Source organism: Pedobacter sp. 01N310 (assembly GCF_056399805.1).
On record NZ_JBFTSB010000001.1, the window covers coordinates 251,483 to 276,632 of the forward strand.

At 38.5% G+C, this 25,150-nt stretch carries 14 protein-coding genes; 12 read left to right on the top strand and 2 right to left on the bottom strand.

Annotation, left to right across the window (positions count from 1 at the left end; genetic code table 11):
- Positions 1 to 5: 5 nt before the first annotated feature.
- Positions 6 to 425: an SRPBCC domain-containing protein gene (locus AC1DNH_RS00865; protein WP_477581107.1), complete on the bottom strand. Its 420-nt coding sequence runs from the start codon at positions 423 to 425 to the stop codon at positions 6 to 8.
- Between the two features lie 463 nt (positions 426 to 888).
- On the opposite strand from AC1DNH_RS00865, the gene AC1DNH_RS00870 reads away from it, so the two are divergent.
- A complete protein-coding gene (locus AC1DNH_RS00870; protein ID WP_029276323.1) occupies positions 889 to 1,170 on the top strand; it encodes an Rdx family protein in 282 nt (93 codons plus the stop codon).
- 89 nt (positions 1,171 to 1,259) lie between these two features.
- Here AC1DNH_RS00870 and AC1DNH_RS00875 read toward each other — a convergent pair whose 3' ends face one another.
- Complete coding sequence (locus tag AC1DNH_RS00875) at positions 1,260 to 1,442, bottom strand: hypothetical protein (RefSeq protein WP_477609894.1); 183 nt, start codon at positions 1,440 to 1,442, stop codon at positions 1,260 to 1,262.
- Positions 1,443 to 1,784: 342 nt separating this feature from the next.
- Between AC1DNH_RS00875 and AC1DNH_RS00880 the strand changes: the two genes are divergently transcribed.
- The 11 genes from AC1DNH_RS00880 (at position 1,785) to AC1DNH_RS00930 (ending at position 25,127) form a co-directional block, all read left to right on the top strand.
- On the top strand, positions 1,785 to 5,780 hold the full coding sequence (locus AC1DNH_RS00880; protein ID WP_477625076.1) for a two-component regulator propeller domain-containing protein: 3,996 nt from the start codon (positions 1,785 to 1,787) through the stop codon (positions 5,778 to 5,780).
- Positions 5,781 to 5,981: 201 nt separating this feature from the next.
- Complete coding sequence (locus AC1DNH_RS00885) at positions 5,982 to 7,247, top strand: BNR repeat-containing protein (protein WP_477611103.1); 1,266 nt, start codon at positions 5,982 to 5,984, stop codon at positions 7,245 to 7,247.
- A gap of 15 nt (positions 7,248 to 7,262) precedes the next feature.
- Positions 7,263 to 9,434 (top strand): glycoside hydrolase family 43 protein, encoded by a 2,172-nt coding sequence (locus tag AC1DNH_RS00890; protein ID WP_477625077.1) that lies wholly within the window; start codon positions 7,263 to 7,265, stop codon positions 9,432 to 9,434.
- Entirely contained in the window at positions 9,434 to 10,567 is a 1,134-nt protein-coding gene (locus AC1DNH_RS00895) for a glycoside hydrolase family 88/105 protein (RefSeq protein ID WP_477582649.1), read from the top strand. Before AC1DNH_RS00890 ends, AC1DNH_RS00895 begins: the two co-directional genes overlap by 1 nt.
- 16 nt (positions 10,568 to 10,583) lie before the next feature.
- Positions 10,584 to 11,831 carry a DUF2264 domain-containing protein gene (locus tag AC1DNH_RS00900; protein WP_477609278.1) on the top strand — a complete coding sequence of 416 codons (1,248 nt, stop codon included), beginning with the start codon at positions 10,584 to 10,586 and terminating at the stop codon, positions 11,829 to 11,831.
- 75 nt (positions 11,832 to 11,906) lie between these two features.
- Positions 11,907 to 13,028, top strand: a complete 1,122-nt coding sequence (locus tag AC1DNH_RS00905) for a glycoside hydrolase family 43 protein (protein WP_477582653.1) — start codon at positions 11,907 to 11,909, stop codon at positions 13,026 to 13,028.
- Positions 13,029 to 13,135: 107 nt separating this feature from the next.
- On the top strand, positions 13,136 to 14,977 hold the full coding sequence (locus tag AC1DNH_RS00910) for a glycoside hydrolase family 35 protein (RefSeq protein ID WP_477582655.1): 1,842 nt from the start codon (positions 13,136 to 13,138) through the stop codon (positions 14,975 to 14,977).
- Between the two features lie 254 nt (positions 14,978 to 15,231).
- Positions 15,232 to 18,258 carry a SusC/RagA family TonB-linked outer membrane protein gene (locus AC1DNH_RS00915; protein WP_477625078.1) on the top strand — a complete coding sequence of 1,009 codons (3,027 nt, stop codon included), beginning with the start codon at positions 15,232 to 15,234 and terminating at the stop codon, positions 18,256 to 18,258.
- Positions 18,259 to 18,269: 11 nt separating this feature from the next.
- The gene (locus AC1DNH_RS00920; protein WP_477625079.1) at positions 18,270 to 19,895 is read left to right on the top strand and encodes a RagB/SusD family nutrient uptake outer membrane protein; all 1,626 of its coding nucleotides are present in this window, start codon (positions 18,270 to 18,272) and stop codon (positions 19,893 to 19,895) included.
- 458 nt (positions 19,896 to 20,353) lie between these two features.
- The gene (locus AC1DNH_RS00925; protein WP_477610766.1) at positions 20,354 to 23,419 is read left to right on the top strand and encodes a SusC/RagA family TonB-linked outer membrane protein; all 3,066 of its coding nucleotides are present in this window, start codon (positions 20,354 to 20,356) and stop codon (positions 23,417 to 23,419) included.
- Positions 23,420 to 23,423: 4 nt separating this feature from the next.
- Positions 23,424 to 25,127, top strand: coding sequence for a RagB/SusD family nutrient uptake outer membrane protein (locus AC1DNH_RS00930; RefSeq protein ID WP_477583089.1), 1,704 nt, complete (start codon positions 23,424 to 23,426; stop codon positions 25,125 to 25,127).
- Positions 25,128 to 25,150 lie beyond the last annotated feature (23 nt).

Consider the following 25,150-nt stretch of genomic DNA (forward strand, 5'->3'; position numbering starts at 1 on the left):
GTCATTTAACCAAGCTGCTCAGCATATGTTTTAAGCTGGTTCAGTCCCGATTGACAGAATTCCTGTTGCATGGTCAAATCAAGGCCTGCAACGGGTTCAAAGATTTCAGTAAGCGTAACGGGGTTATTTCCTGTAAAAGTGATCAGGCTTTTCCGCTCATCATCTAATGTATAAGCAATTCGCTCATGCGCTATAATTTCGGTGTAAGTTCCTCTAAAGTCAAAATTTTCAGTTCCGTCTTTTTTAGCCATAACGTATAAAAAACCACCTCCTTCTACCAGGTTATTTTCAATTTTCTTGTTGATCCATTCGTCTGATGGAGCATTCCACTTGGCAATATGTTCGGGCTCATTCCATATTTTCCAAACCAGACTAATGGGTTTATATATCTGAATACTGGCAGTTAAAGTATTTTTAAAATCCATGGCGCTTTAATTTTTTATAAAAATAATTGCTCGTACCAACAATTTAAGTGGGCATTAAAGACAAATTTAGAGGTGATTTGAGCAGGGATTTAAAAGAAAACTAAAATAAAAAAACAGTAATTTTTATATCTGTTTTTCAGACTTTAGGTGTATGATTATCTAGATGAAGCAAACAAAAATTGCTTCATTGGTGTAGTTATAATTCCTCTAACACGGGAGTAATTTGAAAGGGGTAAACATGGATGTGGTTACCCTTTTCTCTTTTGACAACATTTTAAGCAGCGAACTTGTTTAGTTCATTTTATTCAGTATTGTCTGGCTGAATTAGATATTAATAACGATTTTTTTACCACAAGAACAAAAGAGGAGACACATCTGCAGATGCTTAATCGGTTTCAACAGCCATTAACATCTTCATTTTCCATCCCTCCATATTTTTTGTACCCTTGTAAAAAAAATAAAAATGGAGAAAGCACTTGTTAATATAACCTATTGCCCCAAATGTGGTTGGATGTTACGTTCGGCTTACATGGCGCAAGAAATTTTAACCACTTTTGTTGATGAGCTAAAGGGGGTAACTTTAATTCCGAGTGAAACATCGGGCGTTTTTACTGTTCATGTTGGCGAGAAACTAATTTTCGATAGAAAGCAGATGCAACGCTTTCCTGAAATTAAAGAATTAAAACAGCTTATTCGTGATGAAGTGAATCCAGACATGAACCTTGGCCACTCTGATGTTAAATAGCGAACATTTAAATTTATGAATCTAAGTAATTGATCTATAGTTGGGCGACTACATGATTATTCAGTCGCGAACAGGATTTTAGTAAATTGTTATCTTAAAGCCAGGATCAGTTTGCCTGATTTGATTCTGAAATAATAGGTTAAAGAAGTTCTTCCTTTTAAAACTTCAATAGTTTTAATGGCGCCAGAACTGCCCCATGTGTCAGAAATAAGATCGCCAACTTTCAGTTGTTCTAGCCTATGGATGGGAGTCAATGCATCAATATGTGTCATAGTAACAAAAATAAGCCAATATATTTTTTTTAGATAGGATTTTTGTTTCAAAATATACATTTCACGTTTATGTGTAATAACAAATACTACGGTTTCGGTCTGTAAATGATTAGGTGTTGTAGGTTGAATTATTAAAATGTTGGTTGAACAACATCAAGATAGAACAGAGCTGTCTTTAATGTAGGAGAAATCTTACGATTTTTACTATTTAATCCTAAACAATACCCGATAGCTGAGTTTTAGGAAAATATGTATATTCGTTTCCTGCCATGCATACCACGGTACGGTTTCTCTATGCTCCTTATTCAGAAAAAAACTGCTTGCTCCATATTTTTTTTATGGATGGGTGCAGTTATTTGTTTTGCCCAGTCTACAACTATTCGCCTTAAATATCTGGGGGTAGAAAGTGGCCTATCTAATAATGTGGTAAACTCTTTGTATCTAGATCATTTTGGGTTTATGTGGATGGGTACCTATGATGGATTAAACCGTTACGATGGCTATCATTTTAAGGTTTTTAGAAATGGCTGGGGAGACGAACATTCATTAGTAAATAACCACATTACGGTACTGAATGGAGATGCGAAAAACAAGGTTTGGGTAGGTACGCAAAAGGGCGTTTCTTATTATGATTATGCCGATTCCAAGTTTCATCAATTGATTTATCTAGACAAGGGAAGAAAAAATGAGGTAAGTTATGCTATTAATTCCATTGCAATAAGTAAGGCTTTAGCTGTTTATGTAGCTACTGAAGAAAAAGGCCTGTTTATGCTCGAAAAGAATAGCACCATTGCAAAACGGATCCCATACGGCAAAAATTTCGATTTCACTGTAAAAGCTTTATATGTTGATGAACAACAAACCCTATGGCTTTTTATAAAAGATGTGGGGCTTTGCAGATACGATAATGATAAACATAGACTTCGTTTAGTAACTGCTGCAGTACGCTCAGTAACATGCATTACCAAAGGCACTAACCAAACACTCTGGATTGGAACAGAGCACGGACTTTTTCAATTTGATAAAGCCAATAGTAGCCTCACCAAGTTTAACCAGCATTTAAGCAATGAGAATATTATGAGTTTGTTGTTTGATCGGCAACAAAAACTCTGGATTTCGACTGATGGGGGAGGAATTGCTGTTTACAATACAAAAAATCAAAAAACAAATTACCTATCTGCAGGAAAAGAAAAAGGCTTACTCAGCAGTAATTCTGTCGCCCAGGTTTACGAAGACCGCGAATCTAGAAAGTGGATTGCAACCTTACGTGGTGGGGTTAATATCATCGATCCAGAAAATGAGCAGTTTACCACCATTAAACATAATCCATTAAAAAACAATTCCTTAATTAACAATTTTGTACTCTCCTTTAGCGAAGATGAAAACAAAAACATTTGGATCGGGACTGATGGGGGTGGTTTAAGTGTTTGGAACAGAAAGCAAAATACTTTTGCTAATTATGCCAAAACCAGCGATCCAAACTCTTTAACAAGTAATTTTGTTACCAGTATTTTAAACGATGCAGATCACAACGTTTGGGTGGCCAGTTTTAGCGGCGGGATAGATCGTTTTAATAAAACAACCGGGAAATTTGTTCATTATAACTGTTACAATAACTATAAAGGCGTTGATGACATTAACATTTGGAAGCTTTATCAAGACAAACAACAAAATATTTGGGTAGGCACTACAAAAGGTGGTGCATTGTATCGTTACAATAAAATTGCCGATAAATTTGAACTTTTTGACCATAATCTAAAGGATATCCACAGCTTGTTCCAGGATTCGAAAGGAAGACTTTGGGCAGGGAACTATACCGAACTGATCGAAATCGATCCAATAAACAAAAAACATAGCTATACGAAGATCAATTTTGCCATCAGGGCCATTCAGGAAGATTTTAATCATCAAATATGGATCGGCACCGAAGGTGGAGGTTTATTGCTTTTTGATCCCGAAACCAAAAAAATAAAGCGGTACATCCAGAGCGATGGGTTACCAAGTAATTCGGTGCTCAATATCCTCCAGGATGCTCAAGGTAATTTATGGTGTAGTACTTATAATGGTTTATCAAAATTTGATGTTGCACACCAAAGCTTTAAAAACTATTATGCTACCGATGGCTTACAAAGCAATCAGTTTAATTATAATGCTGCATTAAAACTTGCAAACGGTAACTTTTTATTTGGTGGAATTGGTGGCTTCAACTTGTTTTCGCCCGATAGCATCAAGAAAAATAAAAGGATACCAAAAATGGTGCTGACTGATTTTCGGATCAACAATATTCCGCTCGATCAGGATTCAGGTTATAACGATATTTCTGTTGTTAATTTAGCACGCATAGAAATCCCATTTAGTGCTGCGGTGATTTCTATCGATTATGCAGCAATAGAATTCTCTTTTCAGGATCAGATTTCTTATGCCTATTACCTCGAAGGTTGGGATAGAGACTGGAATTATGTAAACAAATTAAGCACAGCCTATTATTCCAGGTTAAATGAAGGTGAGTATAAACTGCATATTAAAAGTACCGATACCGAAGGTGCCTGGAGCAACAACGAAAAGATCGTAATGATTAGGATTTTACCCCCTTGGTACCGCACCTGGTGGGCCTATGCCATTTACCTTATTATAGGATCTTCCCTGTTTTATCTTTTTCAAACCTATCGCAACCGCCAGAGAAGATTAAAACACGAGGTAGAAATTACCAACCTTAAAATGGAGCGTGAAAAGGATCTGAATGAGAAAAAACTGAATTTCTTTACCAATATTTCGCACGAGCTGAGAACGCCGTTAACCTTAATTGTTAATCCGATTAAAGATATTATCCATAAGAAAGACCCAGGGCAAGAGAAGAACGATTTAAATATTGTTTACCGCAATTCGAGGCGTTTGTTAAGTTTGGTAGATCAGCTATTGCTGTTTAGAAAAACGGAAAGTGAGAACGACGCCTTGAAGATTGTAAGGATCAACCTCTACAAATTTACCAACGAGATTTTCCTCTGCTTTAATTATTTGGCAAAGCAGAACCATATCGAATATACTTTTGAGTGCGAGGAGGAAGAACTGGATATTTATGCAGATAAAGACAAGCTCGAAATCGTTTTCTTTAACCTGCTCTCTAACGCGCTTAAATTTACCCCAAAAGGCGGTTTTGTGAAATTTAGCGTTAAAACCCTCGGTATGCGGGTGCAGATTGAGGTGAGCGATAGTGGTCCGGGCATACCGGCGCATGTGGGTGAAAAATTGTTCGATAAATTTTATAAAGTAATGTCGAACGAATCGCTGAAGATGGGTTTCGGTATTGGTCTTTACCTGGCCAAAAACTTTGTAGAATTACATAAAGGGAAAATTTCGTTCCGTTCCAATCAGGGAATGGGTACCATATTTTTGATCGATATTCCGGTTGGGGAGCCAAACTTGCAGCAAAGCGGTGTTTTCCAAAACGAATTAACCTATGTAAATGAGCTCATTGCGCAAGAGGAAGAAGCAGAAAATAACGATGCCGAGAATGTGGGCAACCTCGAATTGCTCATTTCAGATTTACATTCGATTTTGGTTATTGATGACAACCCCGAAATTATTGATTACATCAAGCATATTTTTCAGGATAATTTCAAAATTTACAAGGCCGAAAATGGTACAGATGGACTAAAACTCTGTAAAGAATATTTGCCTGATATCGTAATATCTGATGTAAACATGGATGGCCTTAACGGTATCGAACTCTGTAAGGCGATTAAAGAGGATTCTGCCTTGAGCCATATCCCGGTAATTCTGTTAACCGGCGACCCTAGTCCGGAGGTAAAACTTAAGGGAATCGAAGTTGGTGCCTACGATTTTATCAGTAAACCCTTCGATAAAGAGCTTTTTACAGCTAAAATTAATAGCATTATTAAAAACAGGACCAACCTTCAGTCTTATTTTTACAATGAAATAACCTTAAAGAGTGATGCCCATAAAGTATCTCAGGAGGATAAGGGCTTTCTTCAAAAGTGCATTACCATTATAGAAGAAAACCTGATGGAAGACAGTTTTAACGTAAAAACACTGGCATCTGATCTTGGAATGAGCCATTCTAATCTCTACAAAAGGATCAAGGCCACTTCAGGTCAGTCTATAAATGGTTTTATCCGTTTTATCAGACTCAGAAAGGCTGCCGAATTGTTGATCAATACCAATTTAAATATTAACGAAGCTGCCTTTAGAGTAGGTATAAATGATAGTAAATACTTTAGAGAACAGTTTCAAAAGCTGTTTAAATTAACACCGTCAGAATTTATAAAGAAACACCGGAAAAGTTTTCATAAATACTATAATATTAATGCCACAACATAAAAGTTACGCTATTTTGGCTTTTAAATACGTTTATCTTAAAACGCCCCCTGCAAAGTATGATTTAACCCCCTGTGTAAAGCTTAAAAATTTCGGTACTTCGGCTTCACCAAATGTAAGAAACCGAGCAGCCTAAAACGTATAATGTATCAATCCCTAAATAAAAGTATATTTTTAATCTGCACATTCATCGGTATCAACCTGATGAGTGTTGCACAAGAAACACAACTGAGTACCATTGCCAGTAACGGCTGGGCAAACAACTCGGTAAATACTGTTATTTTCCGTAAAAATTCGTTAATCAGCTTTAAAGATAGCCAGTATGCTGCTTATTATGATCAAGAACAAAATGTGGTACTGGCCAAACGCAAAATCGGCTCAACCCGTTGGGTATTAGTTACCACGCCCTATAAAGGTGATGCCACCGACGCTCATAAATCAATTAGCATTATGGTAGATGGTGATGGTTTCCTTCATATTGCCTGGGGCCAGCATAATAACAATCTAAATTATGCCAAATCAGTTTCAGCAGGTTCATTAACCTTAGGGAATAAAAAAGTTATGCTTTCTGTAAAGGAAAATAAAGTCAGTTATCCTGAGTTTTATAAGCTGGCAAACGGCGATCTCTTATTTTTTTACCGCGATGGTGGCTCTGGAAACGGAAACCTGATGATAAACCGTTATAGTCTGAAGACCAAAAAATGGACACGTATACAGGATGGGATGATCGATGGCGAAGGACAGCGAAATGCATATTGGCAGGTAGCTATAGATCAGGTTGGAACCATCCATTTGTCGTGGGTGTGGCGCGAAAGCCCTGATGTAGCCAGTAACCATGATTTATGTTATGCCAAATCAACCGATGGAGGTTTAACCTGGTTAAAATCTACCAATGAAAAATATAGTCTTCCCATTACTGCCACCAATGCAGAATATGCGCTTAAAATCCCGCAAAAAAGCGAGCTGATTAATCAGACATCGATGTTTGCCGATGCCAAAGGCAAGGTATTTATTGCAGGTTATTGGCGCGATACGAACGAAACCATACCACAATATCACCTGGTTTTTAAAACAGACGACCATTGGGAAGTAAGCAACCTTAACTTTAGAAAAACGGCTTTTAGTTTAAGTGGAGGAGGTACCAAACAGATTCCGATTTCGCGGCCACAGATTATCGTTTGGCCAAATGGAAAATATTATGCTGCGGGATTGTTGTTTAGGGATGCTGAACGAGGTAATAAGGTTTCAATTGCTTTGAATGGTGAGCTCGGATCAGGAAATTGGAAGGTTGAAGATCTTACTCAAAAAAGCCTTGGCGATTGGGAACCCAGTTATGATACCGAACTTTGGAAAAGCAAAGGGATTTTGAGCCTGTTTCTGCAGCATGTTACCCAGGTAGATGGAGAAGGAAAGGCTAACCAGCCACTCACAATAGTGCAGACCCTAGATTGGAAACCAGAAAATAAATAATGAATTAACCTTAAAATGAAACATTCCATTATAAAATATAACTTTTCTCTACTTGTTGTTTTGTTCTTGTTATCAATAAATCTGGTAGAGGCACAAAGCAAAAAAACAGCTAAGGTACCCAAAGAAAAAACAGCGTATTTATTTGCCTATTTTACCGGAAACGCTAAAGCAGAAGAAGCGATCCGTTTTGCGGTGAGCACCGATGCTTACCATTACAAGGCATTAAACAATAATAATCCAATCATTTCTTCCGAAAAAATCAGCAGTACCGGAGGTATACGCGATCCACATATTTTGCGTGGCGAGGATGGCAAAACCTTTTACATGGTGGCTACCGATATGGTTTCGGCCAATGGCTGGAATTCGAACAGGGCAATGGTATTGCTTAAATCAAATGATCTGATCCATTGGACATCGTCAGTTGTTAATATTCAAAAACGTTTTCCAAATAACGAAAATCTGCTACGTGTTTGGGCTCCACAGACCATTTACGATAAAACAGCCAAAAAATATATGGTTTATTGGTCGATGAAGCATGGCGAGGAGCCTGATAAAATTTATTATGCTTACGCCAATGCTGATTTTACAGATTTGGAAACAGCCCCAAAACAGCTCTTTTTTAGCCCAACCAATGGTTCTTGTATTGATGGCGACATTATTTACGATAAAGGGAAATACAATTTATTCTTTAAAACAGAAGGAAATGGCAATGGCATAAAAAAAGCGGTTTCCCATCAACTCACCACAGGTTATGTGCAGCAGGATAAATATTTACAACAGACAAAAGAGGCTGTAGAAGGAGCTGGTGTTTTTAAACTGAATCATAGCGACGAATATATCCTGATGTACGATGTATATATGAAAGGCCGCTATCAGTTTACCAAAAGTAAAGATCTGGCAAATTTTAGTGTAGTGGATCAAGATATTGCCATGGATTTTCACCCAAGGCACGGAACTATTTTGCCTATTAATCAACAAGAGTTAAACCGGTTGCTCAATCAGTGGTATACTGTCGAATCTGTTTTGCAAAGCGCACAGAATAAGGCAATCAACCAAAATAATATTGTTTTAGATACCGTGAACCAAAAACTTTATCTGCCAGTAAATTATGGTACAGATTTAAAAGCCTTTGATCCGCAGTTTAATACCTTTAATCAAATCAGTATCGCACCAAAAGGGAAATTAGATTTTACTAAAGGCCCTGTAAAAATTAAGGTAAGTATTGCCAATCAACAACCTAAAACTTATTTGGTAAGTGTTGCTGTATCCAATAACCCAGTTTTAAAAGGTTATTACGCAGATCCGGAAATTTTATATTCCAATAAAACAGGCAAATATTACATCTATCCAACCAGCGATGGTTTTAACAACTGGAGTGGTACCTATTTTAAAAGTTTTTCATCAACTGATCTCGTTAACTGGACAGATGAAGGTAAAATATTAGACCTTGAGAAAGATGTTTCGTGGGCGAAAAAGAATGCCTGGGCACCTACCATTATCGAAAAGAAAGTAAACGGCGCTTATAAGTATTTCTATTATTTCACAGCAGCACAGAAAATTGGAGTTGCTGTTGCTGATCATCCAGCCGGTCCGTTCAAAGATAGCGGTAAGGCTTTAATTTCAAGCAAACCAAAAGGAATAAAAGGTGGTCAGGAGATCGATCCTGATGTATTTAATGATCCTAAAACCAACAAAAGTTATCTATATTGGGGAAATGGGTATATGGCCGTTGCACCATTAAATGAAGATATGGTTTCGATTGATACCAATGAGATTAAAGTTATTACACCAAACAATGGTTTCAGAGAAGGTACCGAAGTTTTTTATCGTGATGGAAAGTATTACTTTTTATGGTCTGAAGATGATACACGGAGCGAAAATTATCGGGTACGTTATGGCTTTTCTGATTCGCCTATAGGAAAAATAACCATTCCGGAAAATAATCTGATTCTGGCAAAAGATGTAGCACAAGGTATTTACGGAACAGGGCACAACAGTGTAATCAAAGTTAACGGAAAAGATGAATGGTATATGGTTTACCATCGTTTTACCCGACCAAAAGGAATCTCAATGGGGAGTGCTGCAGGCTACAACCGTGAAGTTTGCATCGATAAAATGGAATTTAATACTGATGGAACTATTAAACCTGTAATACCAACCGTAAACGGCATTAAACCAATACACTAATGAATTTAAAATTGTATAAGGCGCTTTTCTTATTGTTGTTTTTTAGCAGCACAGCTGTAAATGCACAAACTTCAACTTCAAAAGAGGAAGTGCTCGAAATGATCAACCGCGCAAATACCTATTGGCAAGGCAACAATAAACCCGAAGTACGTGCTTTTTGGGATCATGCTGCTTACCATACCGGAAATATGGAGGTATATGGAATTACCAAGAACGAAGCTTACCGTAAATATTCAGAAGATTGGGCCGTTTATAACAAATGGATGGGCGCAAAATCAACTGATAAATCCAACTGGAAATATAAATATGGCGAAACAGATGAGCATGTGCTGTTTGGCGATTGGCAGATCTGTTTTCAAACCTATATCGATTTATACCACTTAAAACCCGAAGAATATAAAATTGCAAGGGCAAAAGAGGTAATGCAATACGAAATGAGCACACCCAATAACGACTATTGGTGGTGGGCCGATGGTTTGTACATGGTAATGCCTGTTATGACCAAACTTTATAAAGTAACTGGAGACCAAAAATACCTCGATAAGCTGTACGAATATTTTATGTATGCAAATAGCATTATGTACGATAAAAAGGAAAAACTTTATTACCGGGATGCCAAATATGTTTATCCGAAGCATAAAAGTGTAAACGGCAAAAAAGATTTTTGGGCAAGAGGCGATGGTTGGGTGTTTGCAGGTTTAGCGAAAGTGTTAAAAGATCTGCCCCTTAACGATCCACATCGGAACGAATACCTAAGCAAGTACCAGAATATGGCCAAAGCAATTGTTAAAAGCCAGCAGGCAGAAGGTTATTGGACCAGAAGTATCCTAGATCCGCAACATGCCCCTGGACCAGAAACCAGTGGAACAGCCTTTTTTACTTATGGTTTGTTATGGGGGATAAACAACGGTTATTTAAAAGAAAAAAACTATTTATCTACAGCACAAAAAGCATGGACATATCTAACCAAAACCGCATTACAACCTAACGGTAAACTGGGGTATGTACAGCCGATAGGAGAGAAAGCCATTCCGGGGCAGGTGGTTGATGTAAATTCTACAGCGAATTTTGGTGTAGGGGCCTTTTTATTGGCTGGTTGCGAAATGTACCGCTATTTATCAAACAAAAACTAAATTTTTATAGGAAAAAATGAGACTTAAAAATATTTTAATTACGGGTTTATTGATCGTCTTGGCTGGTGGTTACGCATTTGCGCAAAAGAAAACCAAGAATACCAAAAACGCGGTTTTAACCGATCGGCAGTTTTGGTTGCAACAGATGGATAAGATGGTGAAACCCGTTTTGTATAACCTGGCTAAAGACAGCCTGCGTATTGCGATGCCAAAAGTTACTTCTATCCATATTGATAATAAAGAACAGCGCATTAAAGTACAATATGTAGAAGTTTTGGGTAGGGTTTTAAGTGGTATTGCGCCATGGTTGCAGTTAGAAGGAGGTTCGACAGAAGAAGTAGCTTTAAGGAAACAGTATCGGGAGTGGGCCATTCAGGGACTAAAAAATGCTTTAGATTCTAATGCCAAAGATTTTATGAATTTCGATATCGGTGGGCAACAACTGGTAGATGCTTCTTATGTTGCATTGGCTTTGGTACGTGCACCTTGGTTATGGGAAAATCTGGACAAGAAGAACCAGGAACTGATGATGAAATCGATCGTTACAACCAGAAGATTTAAGCCTGCTTTTTCTAACTGGTTATTATTCTCCGCTATGAACGAAGCCTTTCTGGCCAGATTCGGTTACAGTTGGGATCCTATGCGTGTTGATTATGCACTGCAGCAAATGGAACAATGGTACACCGGCGATGGAATGTACACAGATGGAACATCGTTTGCCTTCGATTATTATAATAGTTATGTTATTCACCCTTATCTGGCTACTTTGGCCAATATCATTGGTGCTAAAACGAACAGTTATAAAGAGATGTTCGAGAAGATTAAGAAGCGCAATGAGCGGTATGCTATTATTCAGGAAAGATTAATTAACGCTGATGGCACTTACCCAGCAACAGGTCGCTCCATCATTTATCGTGGTGCTGCATTTCATCATTTGGCCGATATGGCCTGGAGAAAAGCATTGCCAAAACAGTTAAGTCCGGCTCAGGTACGTTGCGCTTTAACCGCCGTAATCAAAAAAACTTTAGAGAGCCCTACTACCTATAAAAATGGTTGGTTAACGATAGGTTTATATGGCGATCAGCCAAATCTGGGCGATTTCTATAACAACCAGGGCAGCCCGTACATTGCTTCAAATATCTTTTTGCCATTAGGTTTGCCAGAAGCAGACGCATTTTGGGCCAACCCAGCAGAGAAATGGAGTGCGCAAAAGATCTGGAGTGGAGAAAATTTTGAAAACGATCACAGTGCCAGTTTAAAATAAATAGCAGATAGCTATACAATTGAAAAGAGGTGGGTAAATTACCGTCTTTGTAACGTTAAAAATTATTTGATTAAAATGATGAATAAGAGAATCAGTTTTGTTTTAGGATTTATCGCCTTCAGTTTAGGGCTAAATAGTTATGTTTCAGCACAACAAACATATACTTCTTTTACTCCCGGTAAACTTTGGAAGGATGATAAAGGTGTTCATATTAACGCCCATGGCGGAGGCATTGTCGAATATAAAGGCATTTACTATTGGTTTGGTGAGCATAAGATTGAAGGTGAAAAAGGCAATACGGCACAGGTAGGCGTACATTGCTACTCATCAAAGGATTTATACAATTGGAAAGATGAAGGTATTGCACTTCCGGTTTCAGAAGACCTGAAAAGTGATATTGCTAAAGGCTCGATCCTGGAGCGCCCAAAAGTGGTGTATAACAAGAAAACCAAAAAGTTTGTGATGTGGTTTCACTTAGAACTTTTAGGCAAAGGTTATGCAGCTGCAAGATCGGGTGTTGCGGTAGCCGATCGCCCAACTGGTCCATATACTTTTATCAAGAGTTATCGTCCAAATCCGGAGAAAATGCCCTTTTATGCAGCAGGAACAGCAGAAAAAGATATGGTAAATTGCCAGCAACCGGCCAATAAAAGTGATGGTTTTTTCTGTAGGGATTTACCCGGTGGGCAAATGGCAAGAGATATGACAGTTTTTGTAGACGATGATGGAAAAGCCTATCATATATTCTCTTCAGAAGAAAATTTTACGTTGCATTTGGCTGAGTTAACCCCTGATTATTTAGGGCATACAGGAAAATTTATCAGAATTTATGTGGGGCAGCAAACAGAAGCACCAGCTTTGTTTAAGAAAAACGGAACCTACTATATGGTTGGTTCGGGCTGTACAGGATGGGCGCCAAATCCGGCCAGATGGTTCAAAGCAAGCTCCATCTGGGGACCTTGGACTTATATGGGGAATCCATGCCAGGGCGAAGGGGCTAAGCTAACCTATGGCGGGCAGAGTACGCATGTATTGCCAGCACCAGGCAAAAAAGGAGAATTTATTTTTATGGCTGATAAATGGGAACCGAAAAACGCCATTGATGGCCGTTACTTGTGGTTGCCAATCAAATTTGAGAACGATAAAATTTCGATAAACTGGGCAGATGAATGGGATCTGAGCGTGTTTAAAAAGTAGAGAAAAAACAAAATTTTTATATAAATCTAGACGATGAATTGCGTAAAAATGCGCAAATGGGATTGTTTTTGCCCAAAATTCGGGTCATCTTAAAACAACTTTAAAAAATGAAAGCAAAATTATTATGGTTGGTGGCGATATGTTTCTCCTTATCAGCTTTTGGCCAGCAAGCTAAACATACGTTTAAGCTAGGAGAAACAGCCTTTCTATTGGATGAAAAACCCTTTCAGATAATTTCTGGGGAGTTACATTATCCCCGTGTACCAAAAGAGGCCTGGCGGGCCCGTATGAAGATGGCCAAAGCAATGGGGCTAAATACGATTGGTACTTACGTATTCTGGAATCTGCACGAACCACAAAAAGGAAAATTCGATTTTTCGGGCAATAATAATATTGCCGAATTTGTGAAAATCGCCCAACAAGAAGGCCTTTGGGTTATCTTAAGACCAAGTCCTTACGTTTGTGCCGAATGGGAGTTCGGTGGTTATCCTTATTGGCTACAGAACGAAAAAGGCCTTGTGGTGAGAAGTACCGAAAAACAATATTTAGATGAGTATAAGAAGTATATTATTGAAGTAGGCAAACAGTTGGCACCATTGCAGATTAACCATGGTGGTAATATTATTATGGTACAGGTAGAGAACGAATACGGCTCTTACGCTGCTGATAAAAATTATTTAGATATCAACAGAAAAATGTTTATCGAAGCAGGTTTTGATGGATTGCTTTATACCTGCGATCCTGCTGCAGATGTAAAAGATGGACATTTAGACGGATTACTACCAGCTGTAAACGGAATCGATAATCCGGCAAAAATTAGGGAGTTGGTAAATCAGAACCATAATGGGAAAGGCCCATATTTTATAGCTGAGTGGTATCCTGCATGGTTCGATTGGTGGGGAACACCTCATCACACCGTTCCTGCAGCACAATACACCAAAAAGTTAGATTCTGTTTTAGCAGCAGGTATTTCGATCAATATGTACATGTTCCATGGCGGTACAACGCGCGATTTTATGAATGGGGCAAACTATAAAGATATTTCACCTTACGAACCACAAACCAGTAGTTATGATTACGATGCGCCTTTAAATGAGGCTGGAAATGCAACTGAAAAATTCAAGGCGTTTAGAAGTGTGATCGAAAAACATCTTCCAACAGGACAAAATTTACCGCCAATTCCAGCTGCTAAACCAAGTATCGCAATTGCGCCTTTTAAACTGGGAAGTAAAGTAGCTTTGTTTAATGCGCTGCCAAAAGCAGTGAAAAATAGCACACCTTTAACTTTCGAGGATCTTAGCCAGGATTATGGTTATGTGCTTTACCGAACTACCATTAAGGGAGGTAAAAAAGGCGAACTTCAGATTAAACAATTACGGGATTATGCGCTGATTTTTATTAACCAGAAAAGAGCAGGTATTTTAGACCGTAGGTTAAACCAAAATACTTTGGCATTAACACTCCCGAAAGGCGAAGTACAGCTCGATATTTTTGTAGAAAATATGGGTAGGGTAAACTTTGGAAAGTATCTGTTAGAAAACAAAAAAGGAATTACCGAACAGGTAACTTTTGATGGTGCCGAAGTTAAAAACTGGTCGATGTACGGCTTCCCTTTTAATAATATTGCTGGTTATACTGCTAATGCTGCCCCTTCAAAACAAAGCGGAAACGGACCAACATTACAAAAAGGATCTTTCCAAATTTCGACAGTTGCGGATACTTATTTAGATATGACCGATTGGGGAAAAGGGGTAGTGTGGGTTAATGGACACAACTTAGGAAAATACTGGGCAATCGGGCCACAACAAACGTTATATATCCCTCAAGAATGGTTAAAAAAAGGCAAGAATGATATCGCGGTTTTAGAACTGATTAAACCTGATCAGAATATTTTAAAGGCAATAGATCAACCAATCTTAAATACAATAAAAAAATTAAACGTAGACTAAACGTTTAAAAATCTTCAAAATAGGGGTTAAAAAGCCAAATTCTAACAAAAAGTAACAATTTAGCCCCTACTTATTACCGTATTACCCCTCACTCCACTAGGATTTTATGGTTACTTTGTTGTAATCAATCCATCTCCATTCATGCATAATTTCCACATCAGGTCTGATTAATATTTTAATAAAATATTTTGATAGACTACCCTTTTGAATTCCTCTCGCGGTTCAATTATTAACTAACCAAATAATCTTAAAAAATGAAAAGAAAACTACTAGCCACATCTAAGTGTGCGGTAATGTTTTTGTTTGCTTTAATCCTATCCTTAGGTAAATCAAACGATTCAATTGCACAAACTGCTCAAATCTCAATTTCTGGAAAAATAAAAGATAATCGAGGTAACCCCATTCCAGGTGCCTCCATTAGTGTTAAGGGAACTACTCAGGTGGTGGCCAGCGATGCCAATGGAAATTTCAAAATATCAGCCCAAAAAGGAGAAAGTTTAGTGATTACTTTTGTAGGTTATGTAACCAATACCATATTGGTAGCTAATGACACGCAATTGAGCATCATCCTTGCAGAGGATAAGGATAAAAACTTACAAGATGTAGTTGTAATAGGTTATGGTACGCAAAAACGTTCTGATGTTACTGGTTCGATTGTTTCTGTACCTAAAGCAAGGTTGTCGCAACTACCTGTAACGAATGTCCTTCAATCAATCGAAGGCGCAGTAGCAGGGGTAAATGTTACCACTACATCATCTGTTCCTGGAAGTCAGCCTAGTGCCTTAATCCGCGGACAAAACTCGATAACAGCCAATGCAGGTCCTTATGTAGTGGTAGATGGTGTTCCGTTAACTAAAACAGGTGGTTCGTTAAACGATATTAACCCCAACGATATTGCATCGGTAGAGATTTTGAAAGATGCGAGCGCCACAGCTATTTATGGTACAAATGGTTCAAATGGCGTAATTTTAGTTACCACGAAAAGGGGAACAACTGGTAAACCCGTAATTCGTTATAACGGTTATGTGGGGATTGATAATATGGCCCATATTTTAGAACCCCGGAGTGGAGCAGAATATCTGCAGAAATATGCTGATTTTCTTAAACAAACCAATCAAACCCAAACCAGACCGGTTCCAAATATCGGGGAACTTCCTGCTTACAATGCAGGTACTACTATCGATTGGGTAGACGAGGCTACACAGCAAGGTAAAATTCAGGATCATAACGTAAGTATCTCTGGCGGATCCCCTGACGTGAAATATTTTATTTCTGGAGATTATTTAGATCAAAAAGGAGTGGTAAAAGGATACCAGTTCAATCGTGTCAGCTTAAGATCAAACTTAGATGTAAACGTTACCAGTTTTTTAACTGTAGGTACATCACTATTTTTAACCAGTAACAATTTCGATGGTGGAAGGGCAAATTTGTTGTTCGCTACCGCAATGAGTCCTTATGGTCAGGAGTATAATGCAAATGGATCATACACAATCTTCCCAATGAGTCCTGAGTTGCTTTACACCAATCCATTATTAGGCTTAAAAACAACACAGATTGGTAGAACAACCAATATTAATGGAAATGGTTATGCCGAAGTAAAATTTCCTGGTGCATTAACAGGTCTTAAATTTAGGTTAAACGCTGGTTATACTTATTTTCCTGAAAGATCAGGTAGTTACATAGGGCGCTTAGCAAATGATAATAATGGAACTGCAAGAAGTGTTAATGCATCTACCAACAGTTATACTATAGAAAATATCTTAACGTATTCTAAGGATATTAAAAAGCATCATTTCGATTTTACTGCCTTATATAGTGCACAAGAACGTAAATACAATTCAACCACAGCAGGTGCTACCGGCTTTATTAATGATGAATTAGGTTTGGATAACCTAGGGGCAGGTGCTACACAAACAAGTGGTTCTTATCGCGATAGATATGGGCTGAATTCACAGATGGGCCGTTTATTTTACTCCTATGATAGCCGCTATTTATTTACTTTAACGGCACGTAGAGATGGTTCATCCGTATTTGGTGCAAATACAACCAAGTATGGTGTTTTCCCATCGGCAGCAATTGGCTGGAATGTTATTAACGAAAATTTCATGAAAAATGTTAAACTTATCAGCAATTTGAAATTGAGGTTATCGTATGGCAAAACTGGTAATGAAGCTGTTGGTGTTTATAATACCATCACCACTGAAGGTTCTTCCCGTTCTCCTTTTAACGGAATAAGTACAATTGGGGTTATCCCAAATAATTTGGGTAATATCATGTTACAATGGGAAACCACCAAAACGGCAAACATTGGTTTAGATTTTGGAATCCTTAATAACCGGGTTACAGGTAGTGTAGAAGCCTACCAGAATAAAACAAGTGGTTTGTTACTGAATAGAAGCTTGCCAATTATTACTGGTTACTCAAGAGTTTTAGAAAACATTGGTAAAACGACCAATAATGGTTTAGAGCTAACTTTGAATACTCAAAACATTGCAGGAAAAGACTTCCGTTGGGAAACAATGGTTGTTTTTGCGACCAATAAAAATAAGATCGACGATTTGTATGGCGATGGTAAAGATGACTTGGGAAACAGGTGGTTTATAGGACAGCCCATCAATGTCGTATATGATTACAAAATGACTGGTGTTTGGCAAACGGGCGAAGATGTTTCTAAGCAGGATCCAACAGCAAAACCAGGTAGCTTAAAGTTTGCTGATTTAAATGGTGACGGAAAAATTACTGGTGATGACAGAACCATTCTTGGACAAACCGCCCCGAAATGGACCGGTGGTATAACCAACACTTTTCATTATAAAAATATTAATTTAAGCGTATTTATTCAAACTGCGCAGGGTATAACGAGAAACAATCCTGATTTAACCTATGGCGATGAAACAGGTAGAAGAAATACGCCAGCTGAGATCGGTTACTGGACTCCTGAAAACCAAAGCCAAACCCGCCCGGCTTTGTCTTACAATAATACTTTAGGATACGGTTATGCATCTGATGCGAGTTACACCAGAATCAAGGATGTAACATTAAGCTATGTATTTTCACAACACATTTTAGATAAACTTCACCTGGGTAGTTTAACCGTTTATGCAAGTGGCCGTAACCTGCACACTTTCACCAATTGGGTAGGCTGGGATCCCGAGCAAACTACTTATGGTAGAGGATCAGGGAATTCTGGAGCTAATCAGCAGGCATTCGCGGCAGATTGGACAAATAATTATCCAATAACAAGAACTTTCGTTCTGGGTTTAAATGTTTCATTACGTTAATTATCATCATCATGAAAAAATATATAACCATATTCGCATCTTTATCCATATTATTTATTGCATTTTCATCTTGCAAAAAATCTTACTTAGATGAGAAACCATTTTCTTCATATACACCATTAACACTTACCGATTCACTTGGGTTTGAAGCCTCACTAATTGGTTTATATAATCATACCAGTACTATATTCTCCTGGGCCGATCAACAAGGCTGGCCAAGTGTTTGGCAGGTAGGAACCGATGTTGCAAATGCAACAAATAACCAGCAAGGTGTAGAAATACCTTACTATAACTACGCTTTATTAACATCTTTAGATGTTGGTGCCGGCCGCACCTGGAATAGAAACTATATCATGGTTAACTTAACGAATATTATTTTAGATGGTATAGAAAATCCAAGTGTTACCACTTTAAGTGCAGCAGGTAAAAATTCAGTAAGTGCCGAAGCTAAGTTTTTCAGGGCTTATGCTTATAATAATTTAGCTACTTTGTTTGGTGGTGTACCGCTGGTTACGCATGCATTGACAGGACCTAAAATAGATTTTGTAAGGGCACCAATAGCCGATGTAAACAACCTCATCGTAGCAGATTTGCTTTTTGCTGCAGCAAATCTTCCTGATATTGAATCGGTAAAAACTAATACCAAAGGCAAAATGTATGGCAGGGCAAATAAATTTATGGCCATGCAACTTTTGGCTGAAGTTTATCTCCGAATCGGGAAACCTGATTTAGCTGAGCAACAGGCACAGGCAATTATCAGTAGCGGAAAATTTAGTCTCATCAGAAACCGTTATGGTGTTAAAACTGGCCAGCCAGGAGATTATTATTCAGACATGTTCCAATATGGAAATGAAAGAAGAGTTCAGGGAAATACAGAGGCTATTTGGGTGTTAGAGCAGGAAAATCCAACTGCGGTAGTTGGTGGTATCACCGATAATCCACAGCAAAGAAGGGTATGGGGTGCTGCTTATTACAACATTGCAGGAATGGCTTTGGCCGATTCGTTAGGCGGGCGTTCGATTGGTAGGTTGCGCTTAAGCAACTGGGTACTTTATGGTTTGTATAAAGGTAACGATATCAGGAACTCTCAATACAACATCCGCAGAAGATATTATTACAACGACCCGAATCCTATATATGCTGCAAGATATGGCAAACAGGTTCCTTTTACCGGTCCTGATACGTTAGTCAATATTTGCCCAAGTACAACCAAATGGGGCGCTTTTGATCCTAATGATACTTTTGGTTATGCGATGATCAAAGATTTCATTTTGATGCGTTTGGGCGAAACTTACCTTCTGTTAGCTGAAGCTCAGGTTGCTCAAGGTAAAACAGCTGAAGCTGCCACAACAATAAATGTACTTAGAACAAGGGCAAATGCGGCTCAGGTTAGTGCAGCTGAAATGACTAAAGATTTTATTCTTGATGAAAGAGCCAGAGAGTTGATTGGAGAGGAAAATAGGAGGATGACGCTGATGAGAACCGGAACTTTAGTAGAACGTACACTTCGTTTAAACGCGAACGATGCATCAAAACCGATTACAGGTTTGACGACAAAAAATTTGTTATTGCCAATTCCTTTAAGTGAAATACAATTAAATAAAGATGCCGTGTTGACTCAAAACCCGGGCTATTAAACCATCCGGGTTACCTTAATAATTCACTCTCCGGATCTTGCTGTAAAGAAAGGTTCGGAGAGTTTTTGTTTCCATCCGGTTTTAAAGCAAGGTAAACTGGTTAATCTGTTAAATCAATATCCCTTTAAGAAGATGGACTATTGGATCTTTCTTTTCTAAAGTTAAACGTTTATTTAACGTTTAATTTCTGGCCAAAAAGCAGAAAAATAGCATAAAAGGCCTAAAAATAACAATTTAACCCCTATTTATTACCGTATTACCCCTCAGTTGAGGGGTAATTTAATGGTTACTTTGTTAGACCAAGTAACAAACAAATAAGATATGAGCAAAAACAAACGACATTTTATTTAACATCTTTCCCTGCAAATTGAAAAGCATTTAACTAATACTTTTTTAAAATAACCATTAAACAAACCCGCTCACCTGAGCAGAATTTTTTAAACCAACCATCTCTTAGTATGCAAAAAAAATTACTACTGAAATTTTCGGTTGTGTTTTTATTGCTGTTTAAAATCATCCCGGTGCACGCTTCTAACGAGGCTAAATCTGCCCTGAATTTTAAGCAGAATATTGATACACTGCAAAAGGCTCCATCCCTCTACCTAGTTGATGAAAATCAGCTTCCCCTTGTAGGCGCTAAGCTTGTTAACACGAAAAATAAAACCAGTGCCATTACCGATCTCAACGGTATTGCTGAGTTAAGCTATGGCACTGGCGATCTGATTGAAGTTTATACTTCAAACGCATTGGTGCTAAAACTTGAGATCAGGAAAGGCCAGAATGTGATTATGGTGAGCAGCAAAAACCCAGGTGTTGCAGCATTAAAACCAGTTAGAATACTCTATGATCAAACGGTTAAACAATCGTTATCTACCATGGCAACTGATGCTGTTTATACAACAGATTTAACCAAAACTCCTGTAACTTCTATAAAATCGGCCATTACCGGACGTTTAGCAGGTTTATATACCAATCAAAATTCGGGCAGATTAGGCTCCGAAGGCCGGACTGATGGAACCGCTTCTTTACTTTCACTTGGATCATTAGGTTCTGATGCAGTCACGATGTCGCTGAGAGGACAAAACCCGGTAATTATTGTCGACGGTATACCAAGGCAACTCACCATTTTTAATATGGAAGAGATCGAGTCGATTACGGTTTTAAAAGATGCTGTTTCAACAGCAATGTTAGGTGTAAAAGGAGCAAGTGGTGCAATTTTAATTACGACCAGAAGAGGATCTAAGGCAAAGCAAACCATTTCATTTACTGCGCAAACTGCATTTCAAAAATCACTTAAACTCCCACAAGGCTTAAATTCATTTCAATATGCCAGTTTATACAACGAGGCTAGGGTGAATGATGGCCTAACACCAATTTATACATCAGCAGACCTACAGGCTTACCAAACCGGAAGCGACTCACAAGGCCACCCCGATGTAAACTGGAAAGATTTGGTAACTAAACCCACTTCGCGTTTCAATCATTATACCTTAAATGTATCGGGAGGTAATGATTTTGGAAAATACTTTGTCGCTGTTGAGCATGTAGATCAAAATGGACTTTTCAGGACTTCAGATCTTAATACTTACAATACCGACAACGATTACAAAAGTTATGTCATCCGTTCTAACGTAGATCTGCAGATCAGTAAGAAACTATCAGCAGGGATTAATCTGATGGGGCGTTTAATCAATGGAAACGAACCCGGTTATGGTTCGCAATCAATATTGGGTTCCATTTATAGTACACCGAACAACGCCTACCCAATTTATAATCCAAATGGAAGTTTTGCTACCACTTCATCTTATCAGAACAACGTTTATGCCCAAGCTATTTCTTCAGGTTATATCGGAACATATAAAAGAGATGTATCGGCCGATTTATTCTTGAAAAGAACATTTGATGAAATTACAAAAGGACTTTGGCTAAAAGCTAAGGCCTCAATTTATGCAACATTGTCTGAGAATACCTATAGAAATAAATCGTTCGCCAGTTTTTTCTATAATCCAACTACCAAAGTTTATACGCAATATGGTAGCATTGGTACACAAAACAATTATACAGGCATTAATTACCAGGGGCACTCAGATTATGAGGAGCTAACACTTGGTTACGACCGCAATTTTAACAAACATGGCGTAAGTGCAGTTTTACTCGCTAACCACGATAATTCATTTACAGGTTCAGATCTTCCTTATACGGTACAAGGAATTTCGGGAAAGGCATCGTATAATTTCGATGAGAAATATGTTGCCGATGTGGCTTTTGGATATAATGGATCAAATTATTATCCGCCATCAGGCGATTATAAGTATGGATTTTTTCCTGCCATGGCTTTAGCCTGGAACATCAATAAGGAAAACTTTTTAAAAGATACCAAATGGTTAAGCAGCTTAAAACTGTATGGTTCTTACGGTAAAACCGGAAACGATAATCCTGGTTACTTTGTTTACATCCAAAGGTATTTTGATGGAACAGCTACTTATTTTGGTTCTACTCCAGGTTCTAATACCAGTATTTATGAACAGCCTTTAGCCAATCCGAATATTACATGGGAAAAAGCAAATAAGTTTAATATAGGCTTACAGGGTGCGATTTTAGATAACAAGTTGAGTTTTACTGTCGAATATTACCGTAATAAATATTATGACCTGTTGATGCAAAGAGGTAAAAACTCTGCGCTTATCGGACAGAACTATCCATTAGAAAACATTGGCCAGAGCAGATATACCGGTTGGGATTTCAAACTGAATTTCCAGCAAACGGTGAATGATTTTAGCTATTACGTTGCTGCTACAGGTGGATTGCAACAATCGAAAGTGCTCTATCAAAATGAGGTAAACCAACCTTTCCCTTGGATGGCCAGAACAGGGCAGGCCGTTGGCCAGCGCTTTGGATACATTGCTGATGGCTTATTTCAAAATAACGCTGAAGTAAATAACAGCGCCAAATTGGAAGGATACACCGCACAGCCTGGTGATATTAAATACCGCGACCTGAATGGAGATGGAATCATCAATCAGCTGGATCAAACAGCAATCGGTAATGCAAAACCATTGTTTTACTATGGCTTAAATTTAGGCTTTCAATTTAAAGGATTCGATTTTAGTGCGTTGATACAAGGGGCAATGAACCGCACCATTTACCTGAACGGAAATACGGAGTGGGCCTTTCAAAACAATGGTTTTGGACAGGCTTGGGAACAAAATCTCGACCGTTGGACTCCTCAAACAGCAGCTACCGCTGTTATGCCCAGATTATCGATTGGTACAAACATCAATAACGAAGCTACCTCTACTTTCTGGCAGCACTCGGGCAATTACGCACGCTTAAAAAATGTTGAGGTAGGTTACACGATACCGGACTATTGGACCAAGAAAATTGGTTTACAGAGCATCAGGGTATTTGGCAATGCTACTAATTTGCTAACACTAGCCGCTTACGATCGCGTAGACCCGGAGGTGTATAATGGCAATTATCCAATCCAGCGATCGATCAATATGGGTATCAACATTAAACTTTAATCACATGAAAAATTTTAAACAATATATCATACTTGCGCTATTTGGTTTTCAGGTGGCTATGGCCATTACTTCATGTAAAAAGGTAGAAACCGAACCTCGCGATTGGATTCAGTCAGATTTAGTTTGGGATGATCAGGATAAAAACGGAACTGTGGCAGGTTTCTTTTTAAACAGTGTATACAACTATATGCCAAATGGTTTTAACCGGATAGACGGCGATTTTTTAGATGCAGCTTCAGGAGATGCCATTCCGTCAAGAAACAACACCCAGGTAGAATATTTTACAAATGGCAGGATAAGTACGCTAAACAATCCCGATCCTTATTGGGGTAACAGTTACTACGGCATTAGAGCGGCTAATATTTTTCTGGCCAATATTAATGTGGTGCCGGTTGCTGCGCTTACCAAACAATATTGGAGAGCAGAGGCCAGGTACATTAGGGCATTGTTATATTTCGAATTATTAAAAAGATATGGCGGTGTTCCGTTAATCGGCAATAAGGTTTTTACCCTCGAAGATAACCTCGAATTGCCAAGAAACAGTTTTGCTGATTGCATAAATTATATCATTAGTGAATGTGATGCAGTTAAAGATAGCTTAAGATTAGAAACAGGCGCAAATTATACCACTTCGGATTGGGGCAGAATTCCTAAAGGAGCAGCAATCGCGTTAAAATGCAGGGCTTATTTATATGCGGCAAGTCCTTTATATAATGGTGGCGGTGTAGAATCAAATGGAACATTAAAAGCCTTAACAGGTTATCCAACAGCCGATGCTACCCGTTGGCAAAAAGTAATTGATGCCGCGGTAGAACTTAATGCTTTAAATTATTATCAACTCCAGCCTGTATTTAACAATGTGTTTTTAACCAATAAAAATACTGAAGTTATACTGAGCAAACAGGCTGCGGTAAATACGGGTATAGAAACCACCAATGCACCATCCGGTTATGGAGCACCCGCATTGAGTAATGGTAGAACAAGTCCGACGGCCGATTTGGTGAATGCATTTACCATGCGGAGCGGGTTGCCGATTAGCGATGCGGCATCGGGCTACAATCCGGCGGCGCCTTATACCAACAGAGACCTTCGGTTAGATTATACCATTTTTTATAACGGCGTAAACTGGTTAAACCGAGGGGTGCAAACCTACGAGGGTGGTTTGGATAAACCAGGAGGAACAACGGTGCAAACCCGTACAGGTTACTACATGCGCAAGTTTATGGGGAATTTTGCTACCAATAGCACTTACACCAACCAATCGCATAATTTTATCATTTTCAGATATGCCGAAATTATACTCAATTATGCAGAGGCATTAAACGAGGTAGGCAGAACAGAAGATGCCGTTAAGCAGATTATCCTTTTACGTACCAGAGCAGGCATAACAGCCGGCACAAACACGCGTTATGGCATTCCTGTAGGGATCTCTCAGGAGAGTATGAGAACGCTGATTATGAATGAAAGAAGGGTAGAACTTGCTTTTGAAGAACACCGTTTCTGGGATATCAGGAGGTGGAAAATTGCACCGACCGTACTGAGTGGAGCATTGAATGGTACTAAGATTACCAAAAATGCCAACAACACTTTCACGTACGAGAATATTCCGGTAGTGACTTCAGTTTTTACCAATAAACTTTACCACATGCCGGTACCTTATGCAGAAACAACCAAAAACAGTCTATTACTTCAAAACGAAGGTTGGTAAATCAGTACAAATCCAATATAAGA

Bases quoted from the DNA above. Each gene is read 5' to 3' on its own strand.
- AC1DNH_RS00930 (WP_477583089.1), top strand. From the start codon at position 23,424: ATGAAAAATTTTAAACAATATATCATACTTGCGCTATTTGGTTTTCAG.
- AC1DNH_RS00915 (WP_477625078.1), top strand. From the start codon at position 15,232: ATGAAAAGAAAACTACTAGCCACATCTAAGTGTGCGGTAATGTTTTTG.
- AC1DNH_RS00905 (WP_477582653.1), top strand. From the start codon at position 11,907: ATGATGAATAAGAGAATCAGTTTTGTTTTAGGATTTATCGCCTTCAGT.
- AC1DNH_RS00880 (WP_477625076.1), top strand. From the start codon at position 1,785: ATGGGTGCAGTTATTTGTTTTGCCCAGTCTACAACTATTCGCCTTAAA.
- AC1DNH_RS00870 (WP_029276323.1), top strand. From the start codon at position 889: ATGGAGAAAGCACTTGTTAATATAACCTATTGCCCCAAATGTGGTTGG.
- AC1DNH_RS00875 (WP_477609894.1), bottom strand. From the start codon at position 1,442: ATGACACATATTGATGCATTGACTCCCATCCATAGGCTAGAACAACTG.
- AC1DNH_RS00890 (WP_477625077.1), top strand. From the start codon at position 7,263: ATGAAACATTCCATTATAAAATATAACTTTTCTCTACTTGTTGTTTTG.
- AC1DNH_RS00920 (WP_477625079.1), top strand. From the start codon at position 18,270: ATGAAAAAATATATAACCATATTCGCATCTTTATCCATATTATTTATT.
- AC1DNH_RS00900 (WP_477609278.1), top strand. From the start codon at position 10,584: ATGAGACTTAAAAATATTTTAATTACGGGTTTATTGATCGTCTTGGCT.
- AC1DNH_RS00910 (WP_477582655.1), top strand. From the start codon at position 13,136: ATGAAAGCAAAATTATTATGGTTGGTGGCGATATGTTTCTCCTTATCA.
- AC1DNH_RS00895 (WP_477582649.1), top strand. From the start codon at position 9,434: ATGAATTTAAAATTGTATAAGGCGCTTTTCTTATTGTTGTTTTTTAGC.
- AC1DNH_RS00885 (WP_477611103.1), top strand. From the start codon at position 5,982: ATGAGTGTTGCACAAGAAACACAACTGAGTACCATTGCCAGTAACGGC.
- AC1DNH_RS00865 (WP_477581107.1), bottom strand. From the start codon at position 425: ATGGATTTTAAAAATACTTTAACTGCCAGTATTCAGATATATAAACCC.
- AC1DNH_RS00925 (WP_477610766.1), top strand. From the start codon at position 20,354: ATGCAAAAAAAATTACTACTGAAATTTTCGGTTGTGTTTTTATTGCTG.